This window comes from Asticcacaulis sp. (genome assembly GCF_051956075.1).
GTDB lineage: Bacteria > Pseudomonadota > Alphaproteobacteria > Caulobacterales > Caulobacteraceae > Asticcacaulis.
Genome location: NZ_JBQCGA010000012.1, coordinates 1 through 15,002, shown reverse-complemented (window position 1 = coordinate 15,002; position 15,002 = coordinate 1). Strand labels below are relative to the sequence as shown.

20 protein-coding genes are annotated in these 15,002 nt (G+C 64.0%); 6 read left to right on the top strand and 14 right to left on the bottom strand.

Features of this window, described 5'->3' with window-relative positions:
- Nucleotides 1-232: 232 nt before the first annotated feature.
- The gene (locus ACTHLA_RS03385) at nt 233-1,063 is read left to right on the top strand and encodes a GDSL family lipase (RefSeq protein ID WP_440185477.1); all 831 of its coding nucleotides are present in this window, start codon (nt 233-235) and stop codon (nt 1,061-1,063) included.
- Here the strand turns inward: ACTHLA_RS03385 and msrB are convergent.
- From msrB to ACTHLA_RS03330, 11 genes are read right to left on the bottom strand one after another with little or no spacing between them, the layout of a single operon-like run.
- Complete coding sequence (msrB, locus tag ACTHLA_RS03380) at nt 1,056-1,526, bottom strand: peptide-methionine (R)-S-oxide reductase MsrB (protein WP_440185475.1); 471 nt, start codon at nt 1,524-1,526, stop codon at nt 1,056-1,058. The genes ACTHLA_RS03385 and msrB overlap by 8 nt on opposite strands.
- A gap of 12 nt (nt 1,527-1,538) precedes the next feature.
- The gene (locus tag ACTHLA_RS03375) at nt 1,539-2,108 is read right to left on the bottom strand and encodes a GNAT family N-acetyltransferase (protein WP_440185473.1); all 570 of its coding nucleotides are present in this window, start codon (nt 2,106-2,108) and stop codon (nt 1,539-1,541) included.
- Complete coding sequence (locus ACTHLA_RS03370; protein WP_440185471.1) at nt 2,101-3,066, bottom strand: PseG/SpsG family protein; 966 nt, start codon at nt 3,064-3,066, stop codon at nt 2,101-2,103. The genes ACTHLA_RS03375 and ACTHLA_RS03370 overlap by 8 nt, the downstream gene beginning before the upstream one ends.
- Nucleotides 3,063-4,064, bottom strand: coding sequence for a ketoacyl-ACP synthase III (locus ACTHLA_RS03365; protein WP_440185469.1), 1,002 nt, complete (start codon nt 4,062-4,064; stop codon nt 3,063-3,065). The genes ACTHLA_RS03370 and ACTHLA_RS03365 overlap by 4 nt, the downstream gene beginning before the upstream one ends.
- Before the next feature lie 11 nt (nt 4,065-4,075).
- Complete coding sequence (locus ACTHLA_RS03360; RefSeq protein ID WP_440185467.1) at nt 4,076-4,819, bottom strand: SDR family NAD(P)-dependent oxidoreductase; 744 nt, start codon at nt 4,817-4,819, stop codon at nt 4,076-4,078.
- On the bottom strand, nt 4,816-5,880 hold the full coding sequence (locus ACTHLA_RS03355) for an AMP-binding protein (RefSeq protein WP_440185465.1): 1,065 nt from the start codon (nt 5,878-5,880) through the stop codon (nt 4,816-4,818). Before ACTHLA_RS03355 ends, ACTHLA_RS03360 begins: the two co-directional genes overlap by 4 nt.
- Nucleotides 5,873-6,109 (bottom strand): acyl carrier protein, encoded by a 237-nt coding sequence (locus ACTHLA_RS03350; RefSeq protein ID WP_440185463.1) that lies wholly within the window; start codon nt 6,107-6,109, stop codon nt 5,873-5,875. Before ACTHLA_RS03350 ends, ACTHLA_RS03355 begins: the two co-directional genes overlap by 8 nt.
- Nucleotides 6,106-6,927, bottom strand: a complete 822-nt coding sequence (locus ACTHLA_RS03345) for an alpha/beta fold hydrolase (protein ID WP_440185461.1) — start codon at nt 6,925-6,927, stop codon at nt 6,106-6,108. Before ACTHLA_RS03345 ends, ACTHLA_RS03350 begins: the two co-directional genes overlap by 4 nt.
- Nucleotides 6,924-7,682: an SDR family NAD(P)-dependent oxidoreductase gene (locus ACTHLA_RS03340; RefSeq protein ID WP_440185459.1), complete on the bottom strand. Its 759-nt coding sequence runs from the start codon at nt 7,680-7,682 to the stop codon at nt 6,924-6,926. The genes ACTHLA_RS03345 and ACTHLA_RS03340 overlap by 4 nt, the downstream gene beginning before the upstream one ends.
- Nucleotides 7,679-8,776 carry an aromatic ring-hydroxylating oxygenase subunit alpha gene (locus tag ACTHLA_RS03335; protein WP_440185457.1) on the bottom strand — a complete coding sequence of 366 codons (1,098 nt, stop codon included), beginning with the start codon at nt 8,774-8,776 and terminating at the stop codon, nt 7,679-7,681. The genes ACTHLA_RS03340 and ACTHLA_RS03335 overlap by 4 nt, the downstream gene beginning before the upstream one ends.
- Nucleotides 8,776-9,843, bottom strand: a complete 1,068-nt coding sequence (locus tag ACTHLA_RS03330; RefSeq protein WP_440185455.1) for a ketoacyl-ACP synthase III — start codon at nt 9,841-9,843, stop codon at nt 8,776-8,778. Before ACTHLA_RS03330 ends, ACTHLA_RS03335 begins: the two co-directional genes overlap by 1 nt.
- Nucleotides 9,844-9,984: 141 nt before the next feature.
- Here ACTHLA_RS03330 and ACTHLA_RS03325 point away from each other — a divergent pair, with 141 nt between their 5' ends.
- Genes ACTHLA_RS03325 through pseF form a run of 3 tightly spaced genes read left to right on the top strand, consistent with a single transcriptional unit; the run spans nt 9,985 to nt 11,837 of the window.
- Nucleotides 9,985-10,206: an acyl carrier protein gene (locus ACTHLA_RS03325; protein ID WP_440185453.1), complete on the top strand. Its 222-nt coding sequence runs from the start codon at nt 9,985-9,987 to the stop codon at nt 10,204-10,206.
- Between the two features lie 3 nt (nt 10,207-10,209).
- Nucleotides 10,210-11,130 (top strand): phytanoyl-CoA dioxygenase, encoded by a 921-nt coding sequence (locus tag ACTHLA_RS03320; protein WP_440185451.1) that lies wholly within the window; start codon nt 10,210-10,212, stop codon nt 11,128-11,130.
- Nucleotides 11,127-11,837 (top strand): pseudaminic acid cytidylyltransferase, encoded by a 711-nt coding sequence (pseF, locus tag ACTHLA_RS03315; protein ID WP_440185449.1) that lies wholly within the window; start codon nt 11,127-11,129, stop codon nt 11,835-11,837. The genes ACTHLA_RS03320 and pseF overlap by 4 nt, the downstream gene beginning before the upstream one ends.
- Here the strand turns inward: pseF and ACTHLA_RS03310 are convergent.
- The 3 genes from ACTHLA_RS03310 to ACTHLA_RS03300 are packed head-to-tail and all read right to left on the bottom strand — an operon-like array spanning nt 11,821 to nt 13,466.
- Nucleotides 11,821-12,204 (bottom strand): DUF302 domain-containing protein, encoded by a 384-nt coding sequence (locus ACTHLA_RS03310; RefSeq protein ID WP_440185447.1) that lies wholly within the window; start codon nt 12,202-12,204, stop codon nt 11,821-11,823. The two genes, pseF and ACTHLA_RS03310, sit on opposite strands and share 17 nt — an antisense overlap.
- Complete coding sequence (locus tag ACTHLA_RS03305) at nt 12,201-12,860, bottom strand: trimeric intracellular cation channel family protein (RefSeq protein ID WP_440185445.1); 660 nt, start codon at nt 12,858-12,860, stop codon at nt 12,201-12,203. The genes ACTHLA_RS03310 and ACTHLA_RS03305 overlap by 4 nt, the downstream gene beginning before the upstream one ends.
- A gap of 18 nt (nt 12,861-12,878) precedes the next feature.
- On the bottom strand, nt 12,879-13,466 hold the full coding sequence (locus ACTHLA_RS03300) for a glycine zipper 2TM domain-containing protein (protein ID WP_440185443.1): 588 nt from the start codon (nt 13,464-13,466) through the stop codon (nt 12,879-12,881).
- 128 nt (nt 13,467-13,594) lie between these two features.
- On the opposite strand from ACTHLA_RS03300, the gene ACTHLA_RS03295 reads away from it, so the two are divergent.
- Both ACTHLA_RS03295 and ACTHLA_RS03290 read left to right on the top strand, forming a co-directional pair.
- A complete protein-coding gene (locus ACTHLA_RS03295) occupies nt 13,595-14,437 on the top strand; it encodes a pirin family protein (RefSeq protein WP_440185441.1) in 843 nt (280 codons plus the stop codon).
- Nucleotides 14,438-14,456: 19 nt separating this feature from the next.
- The coding region (locus ACTHLA_RS03290) for a WD40 repeat domain-containing protein (protein ID WP_440185439.1) at nt 14,457-15,002 on the top strand (546 nt) is incomplete at its 3' end.

Sequence of the window (15,002 nt, the reverse complement as noted above, 5' to 3'; positions counted from 1 at the left end):
CCGCGCGAAAACGGCGCCTTTGGGGTGTTTTTCTACACCATCGTCAAGCCGGCCTTGGTCCAGCCGTAAGAGGTCGCGGACGCTCTGAAATCAGAACGGGGCCGCCTGAACCGGCGGCGCCGTTTCTTTTTGCAATGCTCTAAATTGATCAATTTTGCTCTCAATTGACATTTTCACTTGCGCCCGACGGCGCGCAGGGCCTTTATGCCAGCGCACAACAGGAGGCCCGTCCATGTCCATTCGTTCGCTCATCCTTGGCGCCGTCAGCGCCCTGCTCGCCGTTTCCGGCGTTGCGCACGCCGAAGACCTCAAGCCGATCCGCATCATTCTGGCGGGCGACTCGACCATGGCGCACAAGAGCGGCTATGGCGACGCCTTCTGTCGGCAATTCAGCCCGGAGGTCACCTGCCTGAATTTCGGACGCGGCGGGCGCAGCACCAAAAGCTATCGCGTCGATGGCGTCTGGGATCAGAGCGTCATGGCCGAGCTGAAAAAGACCACAAATGCCGCGGGCGTCCCTTACGCCAGAACCTATGTGCTGATGCAGTTCGGCCATAATGACGGCTCGCCCAAACCGGAGCGCCACACCGACGTGTTGTGGGAATATCCGGCCAATCTCTGGGGTTTTGCGCAGGAGGCGCAAAAAGCAGGCGCCGAGTTCGTGCTGGTGACGCCGATCTCGATGCGCGACTTTGTCGATAACAAACTCCTGCCCGACCGCGTGGCGCCGTTCGCGGCTTCGATGCAGAATGTCGCCATTGAGCATCATCTGCCGCTAATCGACCTGTTCGGCGAAAGCCAGCGCGCGGTGCAGGCGATGGGCAACGTCGCCGCCAACCATTATCTGGCTGGACAACCGATCCCGCAGAACGTGCTGGACAGCGAAAAGACCGGCACCTCGGTTCCAGCGAAATTCACCGACGCCTCGCAGATAAGCGGCGACGCGCCGCAGAAGTTCGACTACACCCACATGAACCAGACCACCGGCGCGACCTTCTTCGGTCGCATGGTCGCCAACCTGCTGGCTCAGACAGAGCCGGAGACGATTCCTTACCTCAAATAGAGGTCGGATCGCCGCGCCCCAGCCGGTCCAGCAGGGCTTCGCCTTCGGGCACGAAATCCATCGCCACCGAATTCATGCAGTAGCGCAGGCCGGTCGGACGCGGCCCGTCCTCGAAGACATGGCCGAGGTGCGAATCGCACCGCCCGCAGCGGATTTCGGTGCGCACCATGCCGTGCGAGACATCGCGTAAGCGACGGACGTGGCCCTCCCCCAGATCTTCATAAAAGCTGGGCCAGCCGGAGCCGGAATGGAACTTGGCGCGCGAGGAAAACAGAGGCAGAGCGCACAGATTGCAGATATAGGTCCCTTCTTCCTCATATTCATCGAACGCGCCGCAGAAGGGCGGCTCGGTGCCGTGATCGAGCAGGATGCGGCGCGCTTCGGGATCGAGGCGCGCGGCCAGGGTCTGGATTTGCTCAGGCGTGGGTGGGGTGAGGTCGAAACCGAGGGCGGATTTAGCCATTTTTAGCTCCTTTTAGCCCCTATATACTGTCGGTTTGCCCCACCAGTTACGGTCGTCGCGAAACTTTTTGCGAAATTCCGCCCATTCCGCCGCCGACTGCTCGAAAATATGCAGATCGTGGCGCACCCCGTCCTTGAGCACATGGTCTTTCAACACGCCGACATGGCGATAGCCATTGAAAGCCTGCGCCCGCGCGGTGCGGTCGTTCCAGGCGATGACGTGATTGACCAGCTTGTGCAGCCCCATCGTAAAAAAGGCGTGGTTGAGCGTGCCGACGAAATTATAGGCGGTCAAAGCCTTGGGCGCGTCGGCGTCGCCTATATAGACGCCGATCTCGCCAACGCCATTGCGCGGATCGGTGACGGTGATCGAGGCATAGCCGACATCGCCGTCTTCGATGCGGATGATCGCGTGCTGATAGTCGTCGCGGGCGTTGCAGCGCGCGATCCATGCCTTTTGCCGGTCGAGATCGTAGGCCACTTCGGTGAGCATATATTGCGCGATATGCGGCGCGGTGCGCCAGTCGAGCAGCAGCTTTGCGTCATCCTCCGTGATGGGACGATAGGACAGGAAATCATACATGGCGCATCGCCTCGATAACGCGGCGCGCACCCAAGCCATCGACTATGGCGTGCGCGCATTCCGCATTGGCGCGCAACGCCGCCGCATCGGCCAGCAGGGCCTTGACCTGCGCGCCGAGATCGTCCGGCAGGCCCTTTCGCGCGTCGATGACCGGATAGGGGCAGGCCGACAGGGCCGCCGCCTGATTGTCATAGGCGACAAGAACGAGGCCAGCGAGCCCCATGGCCGCGACCTCGCCGACGCTGCCGCCGGCCGCGGTGACGACCAGTTTGCTGTCGGCCAGGACTTCGGCGACCGATGGCGGCGCGACGATGACCTCCAACCCGTCCTCCGCCATCGCCTGCAAGGCGGCGGCGTGGCGATTGGCGGGACCGGCGATGATGCGCACGCTCAGATTTTCGGCCAGCAGCAGGCGCGCCGCCTGAGCGCTCAGGTTTTGCGGATCGGAGCCGCCGAACATCAGGGTCACGACCTCGCCGTGACACGGTTTCACGGCACGAAACTCCTGACGGATCAGCGCATAGTCCGCCCCCAGCAGCAGTTGGGCGCGGGTCTTGCGCGCATAGTCCATGTGTGGCGCGGCCTCGGCGGCGTTGACGATCATCTCGCCGTCGAAAGCGGGCAGAAAGTTGAGATCGTCGATCACGCACACCCGCGTCATCAGACTTAAACCGGCGATATAGGCCTCATCCGCCGCATAGGAATCGACCACCAGCCAGTCGCGCCGTGTCAGGCCGAGTTCGCTCATGGCCACCAGATCCTCACCCGATCCGAGCGGCGGCAGGACCACCCCGTCCGCGCCGATGGCCTCAAGCCGCTCGCGCACATCGTCGAGCGCGTTGAGCAGAAAGGTCACCGGCAGGCCGTGCAAGCGCGCCTCTTCGGCAATAGCGAAACAGCGCATAAAATGGCCCATGCCGATTGCGCTTGAGGCCTCGGTGCGGATGAAGAGCCTCATGGAACCCTTACGATCTCATGCACGGCGGGCCAGGGCGTGCGCCACACCGCCGTGGACCATGACCAGCCGACCCCGAAGCCGCACAGCAAAAGCTTCACCTCATCACGCGCCCCAACCCTGCCGAAATGGTCGCTGAGCGCCAGCGGAATCGAGGTCGAAGAGGTGTTGCCATAGTCGCGGATCGCATAGACCATCTGGTCGTCGCGCGCCTTGATCTTGTGGCCGAGCGTCCTGAGCATCATGGCGTTGGCCTGATGCAGCACAACATAGTCCATCTCGTCAATCGTCCGTCCCGCCGCCTCAAGCGCGCGCGCGACGGACGGCGCGACCTGCTTGAGCGAAAAGGCCATGACCTGCGTACCGTCCATGAACAGCTCCGGCGCGCCCGGTTCGGCCAGCCCGCCGGTCTTGGAGATCAGATAGGGCGCGCCCGAACCGTCCGAACCCAGATCGAAGGCGATCTCGGCCTCGCCCAGCTCCAGCGCCGTCGCCGCCACCGCATCGCCGAACAGGGGCGCAAGGCTGCGATTGCTGTCCGAAATCATGCGCGTGGTGATATCGCCCGCGATGATCAGGGCGCGGCGGATTCCGCCCGCCGCCATCATGGACGACGCCACCGACAGGCCATAGGCATAGCCCGAACAGCCAAGCGCCAGATCGAAGGCGGCCGCGCTGACCGGCAGGCCAAGCCGGTTTTGCAGCACGCAGGCGGTGGAAGGTAGCGGATAGTCGGGCGTCTGGGTGATCACGATCAGCAGGCCGATGGAACCGCGCTCCCACCCCAAACCGTCGAGCAGGCGTTCCGCCGCCACAGCGCCCAGATCGCTGACCGTATGCGTTTTCGTCACCGGGCGGCGCTCGATGCCGGTGGCGGCGACGATCTTGGCCATGGTCTCCGCGCCGAAGCTGGCGGCCATGTCGGCATTTTCGCTCACCGTCTCCGGCATGGCCGTGACGATTCCCCGAAGAATTGGACCACGCAGGACCGGCCCTGTCATCCGCCACGCCGTCATGAGGTCAGCCCGCCATCGACGACGAGAGTCTGACCGGTGATGAAGGCGGCGTCTTCCGACAACAGGAAGCGCGCCAGATGCACGACATCGGCCAGTTCGCACAGACGGTTGAGCGGCGTGCGGCGCACGATCTGCGCCAGTTGCGCATCGTCCAGACCTTCCGACAACTGCGTCTTCATATAGCCGGGCGCGATGGCGTTGACGGTAATGCCGATCCGCCCGACCTCACGCGCCAGGGCGCGGCTGAAACCGTCAAGGCCCGCCTTCGACGCCGCATAGGCGGTCAGACCGGTATAACCACGTAAGCCCGTAATTGAGGAGATATTGATCACGCGCCCGCTTTTGCGCGTCTTCATCATCTGACGTAAGACCGCGCGCGTCAGGCAAATCGCCCCGGTCAGATTGACTTGCAGGACGTGTTCGATGTCGCGCACCGGCAGGGTGGAGAGGATGCCTTCGACCGACATGCCGGCATTGTTGATTACGCCCCACAGGCGCTCGCCCGGAGGCTGTTGGCAGGCCTCGGCCACAAAGGCTTCGATGGCGGCGGCGGCGGCCATATCGACGCTGCGCCACAAAAAGCGCGCGGGATGGTCGGCCTCCAGCGCGGCCAGATCGTCATTATGCGTGGTCGAACAGGCGGCGACGCCATAGCCCTGCGCCAGCAGGTCGCGCGCCAGGGCCAGCCCAAGGCCGCGACTGACGCCGCTCAGGATCAGCCATTTGCCGGAAGTCGTCATCTCAGCTTCTTTCCCGTCTGACCGGTGGGCAGGGTCTCAACAAAGCGCACCAGAACAGGCCGCTGCGCGCGCGGCAGGCCCTGCAAATGCGCCTTGACCGCATTCTGATCCGCAAAAGGTTTCAGAACCATGTCCGCCGTCAGCACATGGCCGGTGATCGGGTTGGGACGCGGGGATACGCGCACATCCTGCACACCCGGATGTTGCAGGATAAAGGCTTCGACCGTTTCGGGAAAGACCTTGACCCCGCCGATATTGACCATCGAATCCAGACGTCCGCGAAACAGCACGCGGTCGCCGACGATTTCGACCACGTCATGGGTGTCGAGGCCATCGACGCATAAGGTTCCGTGTTCGGAGAGTGTCAGTCGATCCGTCAGCAGGGACAGGGGAAACCCCTCGCGCCCATCGCTGACGGTCAGCACCCGGCCCGCCTCGGTGGTGGCGTAGATATGGCGCAGGCCAGCGTCCGGGAAGCGTTGTCGCAGGGCGTCGAGTAGGGCCTGATCCGCCGCCTCGCCGCCGAGGGTCACGGCCTTGAGATCAAGCGGCCTGTCGCCCAGCGCCATCAGAAAGGCGCGCCAGAAGGTCGGCGTGCCGGAGATGTGCGTCGCCTGATGCTGCACGGCCAGGTCGGCCATTTCGCTCACACTAGCGTCGTAAGACGGGATGATCAGCATATGGCCGCCGATCAGGGCGGATAAGATCACTTGGAGCCCTGCGAAACTGCCGGGATTGAAGGTCAGAAGCCAGCGCGCGGGCGCGGAACCGGCGGCCATACCTTGAGTCAGTCTGGCGATCTCATGCGCGCGCCACTTCGGCGCGCCGGTCGTACCGGAGGTTTGCAGATGGATGCGGCCCTCGCCCGGCTCGATAACCGGCGGCGCAGACGCATCGCGTAGGACATAGACGTCGCCGTCACCGAGCAGGGCGCGGATCAGGCCCGCCGCGCCGTCCGTGGCGACATTGATCAGGTGCGGCCCGTTTCCCGGCGCGGGCGCGGGCGTTTGTTCGCCCTGCGTCCCGATCAGGCGGAATCCCGGCGCGGCCAGATTACGCATCGAACAGGGCCGCCAGTTCCCCGGCGGTGTGGAACAGCACGAAGCCGCCCGCGAACGGCGTCTTGCCGGTCTTTTCCTCCAGCGCCACGACAAGGGTGGCCAGGTCAAGGCTGTCGATATCGAGCGGCCCGTCGAGCAGCGGCGTATCGGGCGTGATCTCGCCCATTTCGGCGCCCTTGTCGCTCAGGATCTGGGTCAGTTCGGCGCGGATTAGGTCAAGAGCGGTCACGGTAAAAAATCCTTGAGGACGGTGGCCACGGCGTTTGGGGCCTCCATATGCGGCAGATGGCCCGCGCCTGCGATCACCTGCATCGGCGTGTGCGGCGGCAGACGATGCGCTTCGGGCAGGGGGATCAGGCGGTCGTGATCGCCCCATTGGATGCTGACGGGGCAGCGGATGCGGCTCCAGTCGAAGCCTTCGGGCGAGAGGGAGAGGCCATAGGTGCGCGCCTGACCGAGCAGCTTTTTCAGCGCCTTTGCGCGCGCCGGATCCCCATTGGCCTCCAGCAGTGAGCGTGTCAGAGCCGGTCCCACCGACTGGCCGCGCGGGCCGAGTAGATGGCGCGCCAGCGCTTCGGCGGCATCAGGCGTATTCGCGTCGAGAAAAGCCGACAGGGTATCGTGGTGGAAATCGCCGCCAAGACCGGCGGGAGAGATCAGACTTAAGGTTTCGACCCGCTCGCCGTGCGACAGGGCGAAGCCGAGCGCGATCTTGGCGCCCATGGAATGGCCGACGAGATGCGCCGTGCGCACGCGCAACACGTCGAGCGCCTCATCAAGCCATTGGGTCATGAAGTCGAGCGTAGCTTCCCCGACATCGGCGCAGGTGCGGCCATGACCGGGCAGGTCGAGCGCGATAAGCCGGTAGTCGCGCGCCAGAGGGGCCAGGCACAGCGACCAGGTCAGCAGGTCCGCGCCGAAACCGTGCAGGAACGCCACGGTCGGTCCCGCCGGGTTGCCCATCTCCAGATAGCCGAGAGGCCCGTGGCTGTGATCGTGCGACAACGACAGGGCGATGCGGCGCGAGGGTTTGACATGTGCGTTCATGCCAGAAAACCCCCGTCAACATTCAGGATCGAACCGGTGATCCAGCGCGAGGTGTCGGCCAGCAGGAAGGCGATGGCCGCCGCCACATCGTCAGGGCGGCCAAGGCCCAGCGGGTGCATAGCGACGACGCGCTGGAAATTCTCTTCGGACAGGAGGGTGCGGAACTGATCCGACATCGGCGTATCGACCATGGCGGGCGCGACCGCATTGACGCGCACGCCGTCGCGCACCAGTTCGACGCCCAGCCCCTTGACCGCCGAGACGATGCCGCCCTTGGACGAGGCATAGACGACATTGCCGGGCGCGGTCTTCAGCGCCGCCGAGGACGAGACATAGACCAGCGAGGCCGGGCTGCCGTGACAGGCCTTGAGCCGGAAGCCCTGCGCCAGCATCAGAGCCGCGCCGAGATTTTGCGTCAGTACCTCCATGACGAAATCGGATTTGATCGCCTGAATCGGGCGCGTCGCCTGCACGCCTGCGCAGTGGGCGAGGCCATTGAGCGGCCCGACCTCGGCGCACAGCGACTTCAGCCACGGCACGATGGCGTCAAGATCAGCGAGATCGAACAGACGGCCCAGATGGTTGTCGCCTTCGAGTTCGGACAGCACAGCATCGAGACGCTCCTGATTGCGTCCCGACGCGATCACCCGCGCGCCGAGCTTCGACAGATAGACCGCCGTCGCGCGCCCGATGCCGGACGTCGCGCCGGTGACGAGGATCGTCCGTCCCGTTAGATCCATCGGGTTAAAGTTCATAAGCCCATCCTCGCCGCATAGGCCTTTTGAAAATGCGCGATGCGGCCTTCGAGCGCGCCGAGAACCATGCGCCGCTCGCCATCCATACCGCGCGTGCCCTTTTGCGCGATAGCGCAGATGTCGCGGTCCTCGTTGCGGACCTGCTCGGAAAAGGCCTTCAGGCTGTCGATCACCATGCCACGCGCCGCCCGGCCATTGTTCTTCGCCAGCCATGAGGTGGTGTGGATGCGAAGCGTCTCAGGCCCGGTCGGCTCGAACCACTGAAAAGTCAAAAACGCGCCGTAGGAGAAGGTGACAACGATATTGGGGAAGATCAGGAAGTTGCCGTATTCGGGATAAAGCTCCGAAGGCTGAAGATCGACCGCCTTGCCCACCTGCCGCCACCAGTTCAGCGAGCGTTCCTTCAGGTTTCCGGTGTAGCGCGTATGCGCCTGATCGTGGGAAATCTTCAGGTCGATGGACAGGATCAGGCCGAAACTGTCAGCGTGGACCAGCGGCACATGATAGCCCTCGGCGGCATTGTCCATGCCCAGCTTCCAGTTGGCCGCCCAGTCATAGGCGGCGCGCTCGAAGCGGTCGGGGCAGACCTTGGAGACGTGGGCGAGGTCGTCATAGATGCCGCCGAGAAAGCCGCGTAAATCCGGTCCGTTGGCGCTCATCCGTACAAAGACGAAATGCCCTACGGTCTCGACGGCGTAGGTGTGCAGGCCCAGCCGCGTCTTATCCGCGTCATTGAGATCGAAGCTCTGTTTGTTGAGCGGCACGCCGATCAGCCGGCCATCCGCCCCATAGGTCCAGCCATGATACGGGCATTGCAGCACGCGGTTGCCACACGGTTCGTTCTGGATGCGCGCAAAACGGTGCGAACAGACATTGCGAAACGCCTTCAGTTCGCCGTCGAAATTCTGCACCACGATGCTGTGCGGACCGAATTGCGCGGTGACGAAATCCTGATGGTTTTTCAGGTCTTCGCTGAAGCCGATGCACAGCCAGGAGGGCGCGAAAACGCGCTCCATCTCCTGCGCCAGCACGTCTTCGCGCCAGTAATGATCCGCCGGGATCAGGCCAAGCAATTCGGGATGCGACAGCTCCATCACGCCAGCTCGACAACTTTCGGGGCGGGCATGGGGCCGATGGTCAGCTTGAGCGCGCTCCACGACCAGCCGACGCCGAAACCCATCAGCACCAGTTCGCGCGGCTGGTCGAACACGTCGGACAGCTTATCAGCGATGGTCAGCGGGATCGAGGCCGAGGAGGTGTTGCCATAGGTTTCCATGGCGATCGGCACCTTGTCTTCGGGCAGGCCCGCTTTTTTGCGCAGGTGATTGAGCATGAAGACATTGGCCTGATGCAGGAGCACATAGTCGATGTCATCGACCGTAACATTCGCCGCGTCGAAAATCGCGTTGACCAGCGGCGGGACGGCCTTGAGCGTGAAGTTGAACACCTCGGTCCCGTTCAGATGCAGCCGCGCCTTGCGGTAGAGATCGTCCGCCTTTTCCGGCGGATGCGGCTCTTTCGGCGGCAAAAGCGGGTGTTTGAGTGCGCCCGCCTCGACCATGATATGCGGCGCGCCGGAGCCGTCCGTGCCAAAGACGCCGAACCAATTGTCCGTGTTCGGATCAAGCTCCAGTGCGGTTGCGGACCCGGCGTCGCCGAACAGCGGAACCGTCGCGCGGTCGCCTTCCAGCAGCTTGGAGGTTGAGACATCGCCCGCCAGCACCAGGGCGCGCGCCGGACGCCCGGCCACGCTTAACGTCTTCATCAGCGACGCCGCCGTCCACAGGCCGTAAGCATAGCCCGAACAGCCGAGATTGATGTCGAAGGCCAGGCACGAGCCCAGGCCCAGCCGGTCCTGCAAGGCGCAGGCGGTCGCCGGGATCACATAGTCGGCGCTCTGCGTCACCATGATCAGCACGTCGATAGAATCGCGCGCCCAGCCCAGCTCGTCGAGCAGGCCGTCCGCGGCCTTTTGGCACAGGTCGGAGGTCATCATGTCGGGACGGGCGATATGGCGTGAACGCACCCCGATCGACTTGATCAGCCGCTCGCGTTCGGCCGCGTCGGGGATCAGTCCCTCCTCGGCCAGATCGCGCGTCAGGGCGGGGACGCAGGCCCTGATGCCCCTTACGGCCACGCCGCTGATCCTGGCTTCGGTCATGTCGTTCGTCCCGTCTTTACGCCGTACAGATTATGGAGCGATTCGGCCCCTGAACGGAGCAGGCTGGCAGCAAGGTTTTAAGGGAATATTGACGGAATCGGCGCTTGCTGGCGGCAAAGTTTCGCACACGAGGAGCGTTCTATGGACAAGCCCGCCTTTTTCGCCGCTGTCGCCGAGATTCTCGAAGCCGATCCGGCTGGCCTGACCGGCGAGGAGCGCATCGAAGATGTCGGCAACTGGGACTCCTTGTCGGTGATCTCGTTCGTCGCCATGGTCGATAGCGATCTCGATCAGATCGTCGATGGCGAAAAACTGAAAGAGGCCAAAACGCTCAACGATCTGGCCGCCCTGGTCGGTCTTTGACGCATGACGAGCTTCAGCGAGCGGCTGAAGACGCGCATTCCCAACGGGTCGCGCTTTCTGGCGCGGGCGTATGACGACCGGCGGCATATCGCCTATGACCTGCTGCCGGTGCTGGACCTGAAGGGACGCGAGACCGTCGCGAAAGCCTTGCGCGTCATCAAGCCGCACACGCGCGATTTCACGCCGTCCGATCGGGCGCGCGATCTCGATGCGCAACTGCGCCGCGACGGCATCACCGCGCCGCAGCCGCCCCTGCCCGCCCATGTGCTCAACGATCTCGTGGCTTATTTCAAAACCGAGCCGTGTCACGACCGCTACCGCCCGCATCTGGGGCAGTTCATGTGGGACAGGCCCGCCTCGGATGATAGCAATATCGGCTATTTCACCTATGAACAGGTGCTGCGCGCCCCGCACCTGCTCGACCTGATGAATGACAGATTGCTGCTTGAAACCGCCGAGCTTTATCTGGGCGCCAAGCCGGTCATCGACAATATCGGCTGCGCCTGGCGCTTTCCGGGTCGCGAAACCCCCAAGGGCGTGCAGCGCTTTCACCGCGATTTCGACTGCGCCCGCAACGTCAAGGCCTTCTGGTATCTGACCGATGTGACCGAAACCTCAGGGCCGCACGCATTCGTGCGCGGCTCACACGTCGATCCGCGTCTCGACATCGGCAAGGCGCAAACGGACGCCGCCATTATTGACACCTTTGGCGCGGACAGCATCGTTAGCATCACCGCCCCGGCGGGGACGTGGTTCCTCGAAGACGTGTACGGCTTTCACAAGGAGCAACTCCCTGTCGATCAGCCGCGCCTTTTGCTGGCGGTCGAATATAATCTCTATCCGTCTTCGCTCGCGCCGCGTCATCCGGTCATGGACAATCCCGGCGGCTATGACCGCTATTGCAACCGGTTGTTCCTGCGATGAGGCGCGTGGCTGTCATCCCCGCGCGCGGCGGCTCGAAGCGCATACCGCGCAAGAATATCAAGCCGTTTCATGGCCAGCCCATGATCGCCTGGTCCATTCAGGCGGCGCTGCAAAGCGGCCTGTTCGACCGCGTCATCGTCTCGACCGACGATGAGGAGATCGCTGGCGTGGCGCGCGATTTTGGCGCGGACGTGCCCTTTATGCGCCCGCCCAGCCTGGCCGACGATCATACCGGAACTGGCGCTGTGGTGTGCAGCGCGCTGGACTGGCTGATGCAGAATGGGGAGCGGTATGAGGCCTGCTGCTGCATCTACGCCACGGCGCCGTTTTTGACGCCGGAGCGTCTGCGCGAAGGCTGGCAGGCCTTGCAAACGCGCGGCAAGGCCTTTGCCTTTTCCGCCACCTCCTACGCCTTTCCCATTCAGCGCGCCATCCGGCTGACCGAAACCGGCGGGGTTGAGATGTTCTGGCCCGAACACAGGGCGACGCGCTCGCAGGATCTGCCGCCCGCCTATCATGACGCGGCGCAATTCTACTGGGGGCTGACCGAAGCCTGGATGTCAGGCGTGGACGCCTTTTCCGAGGCCGGAACCGCCGTCATCCTGCCGCGCACCGAAGTGGTCGATATCGACACGCCCGAAGACTGGGAGGTCGCGGAGCAGGCGTTTCAGGCGTTCAAAGGCCGCTCATCTACGCCGCCGCATTGATAATCGCGATCAGGGTCGCCTCGACCTCGGCGGCGACGCTGGCCATGGCCGGGGAATCGCTCATCACGCCCAGCAGGGCCGACGGGCGCACCATGCCGATATGGGTCTTGCCGCCCTCCTCATAGACCGAAATCCTGCACGGCAGGACGAGGCTCATCGCCATGTCCTCGCTCAGCACCGCCTTGGCCTTGCCGGGATTGCAGACATCGAGGATCTGGCAGTCGTGATCGAAGGCGACGCCCTTCTTCGCCATGGTTTCCTTGAGGTTGTGGATATGCAGAATCCCGAAACCGTGGACGGGGACGGCCTCGTGCAGGGCGGCCACGGCCTGATCGACGCTTTTGGCGCTTTCGACAATGTATTTCATCGCACGTCTCCTTTGGGCGTGATCTTCTGCGCACCGAGGAAGGCGGGCAGGCTGAGCTTGAAATGGATGGCCGCAGCGCGCAGCGCAAGGGCCAGGGCGAAGGCGATCAGGGCGGCGGGCCAGAAGGCGACGCCCAGCAGTTTAAGCCCGGCAAAAACGCCTGCGCCCAGCATGGCGGCGGTGACGTAGATTTCCCGCCTTAAGAGAAGGTTCGGCTCGCCCGCCAGCACGTCGCGGATGATCCCGCCGAAGGTGGTGGTCAGGACGCCCATGATCATGGCCGAAAAGGCCGGAACGCCGAGACTGAGCGCCTTGGCCGTTCCCACCACCGCATAGGCGGCCAGACCCAGCGCGTCGAGCCAGAGCAGCGCGCGAAAGCGCCAGCCCTGCCCGCCCAGCAACCAGACCAGCACCGCCGTCGCCACGCACACCATAATATAGCCGGGCCGATGCACCCAGAAGACCGGCGCGCCGATCAGCAGGTCGCGCAGCGTGCCGCCGCCGACCCCGGTGATGGCGGCGAAGAAGATGAAGGTGATCACGTCCTGACGCAGGCGCGCCGCCGCCAGCGCGCCCGACGCGGCGAACACGGCGACGGCGGCGTAGTCGAGCCAGAAAAAGGCGGTCGAGAGGGCGTCCGGCGGTAAGGCGGTCATGCCGCCGTCTTTAGCACCCTACCAGCGGTGATGGTAGCCGTAACCCCACGGGCGATAATGCTCGCGATAGACATAGCGATAGCCATAGGACGGGCGGCTGTTGAAATAGACGACCGTATAGCCCGACGGCGGCGGCGGCGGCGCGTAATAGCCGCTGTCATAGGCGTAATAGGTTCCGTCATAGCAATCGACGCTGGAGCGCCCGACCGCCGAGCCCAGCATGGCGCCCACCAGCGCGCCCGCAATCGTATTGCCGCCGCGATCCCAGCGGTTCGACGCGCCATTGCCGATGGCGCCGCCGATGGCTGCGCCCGCAATCAGGCCGGTGGCCGAGGCCTGATCCTTACGGGCATAGCAGTAGCCGTCATAGTGCGCATTCGAGGGCGGCGGCGCATAGCCACGATCATAATCATCGTCGCGGTAGCGGTCGTCCTGATAACGGTCATCCTGGCGCGCCTGATCGGCGCGGCCCTGCGCATAGGCGTCGCGCGCGTCTGCGTAAGGATGCGGATAGCCGTAATTGGGGTCGTTATAGTCCTGCGCCATAGCAGCCGGCGCAAGCGTGGCGGCGGCGAGGGCGGCGGTGAGAGCGATACGCGCGATCATGACAGAAAACTCCGAAATGCCATGCTGCGGTTATGATCCGCGCAAGCTGAATGGCGGCTGAACGAAACCACGTCATCAGGGCGGATTCATGACCTTGTTTGTTCGCCATAAGGGCCTACATGGAGGGCATGTACGTCTCCAAGCCCGTCCTGACCCTGCACGACGCCTATCGCGACGATATCGGCGATCTGGTCACGCGCCGCCCCCTGCCCAATGCGCGTCTGGGGCATCTGGGCGCGTTTCTGTTCCTCAACCATCACGGCCCGCAGGTCTATGCGCCGCACAACAGGGGGCTGCCGTTCGGGCCGCATCCGCATCGCGGCTTCGAGACCGTGACCTTCATCCTTGAAGGCGAGCTGGCGCACCGCGATTCCGCCGGACATGAAAGCATTATCCGCGCGGGCGGCGTGCAGTGGATGACCGCCGGTTCTGGTCTGGTCCACGCCGAGATTTCGCCGGACGCCTTTAAAGAGAGCGGCGGGCCGCTGGAAATCCTGCAGCTCTGGGTCAATCTGCCCGCTCGGCTGAAAATGACGCCGCCGCGCTATACCGGCGTACAGGCGGACGACATCCCGGTCATTGACGACGGCAAATGCGCCCTGCATCTGGTGTCGGGCGACTGGCAGGGCCAGAGCGGGCCGGTTGAGTCGCTCACCGGCGTGGTTATGAGCTGGCTGGAGATGAAACCCGGCGGGCGCATTCGGTTTGACAGTCTGGCGGGCCGCGACGTGTTTTTCTACGTGGCGCGCGGCGATGTGGCGGTCAATGGCGTCGATGCGCCGCGCTGGAAGCTGGTCGAATTTGGCGAAGGCGACCTGATCGATATCGAGGCGACCAACAACGCGCTTGTGCTGTTCGGCCACGCCGCGCCGATCAATGAGCCGATCGTCGCGCACGGTCCGTTCGTGATGAACACGCGCGAGGAAATCATGCAGGCCTATGCCGACTATCAGGCTGGCAAATTCGGCTGATCCGGTGTAAGCGCGCCTGATGACCTTCGCCTATTCTAAAAACTTCGACTCCTACGTGGTCGCCGCCCTGTTCGACGCGCTTGACGCGCCCATGATCGCGCTTGGCGACGGGAGAGTCGTCTTCCCCGACGCCGACGCTGAATTCGACGCCCATCCGAACGCCGGAATCCTGAGCGCGGTCGTGCATCCGACGGGCCTTGGCGTCGTCACTGGCGGCGATGACGGGCGCGTGGTGTGGACGACGCAGGAGACCGGCCCGGTCGAACTGGCGGCGCAAAAGGGCGCGTGGATCGACGCCATCGCGGCGTCGGTCGAAGGCCAGTCCATCGCCTGGGCGGCGGCGAAAAAGGTCAGCGTGCTGGACCTGAAAACCAAGGACATCAAGCTTTTCGAGCATGCGCACAGCGTCTCGGACCTCGCCTTCGATCCCAAGGGCCGCAAGCTCTATTGCGCCACCTATAACGGCGTGGCGGTCTGGTTCGCGCGCATTGCGGGCCAGAAGCCGCAGATGCTCACCTGGGCGGGATCGCACACCAGGATCGCCATCGCGCCGTCGGGCGACTAT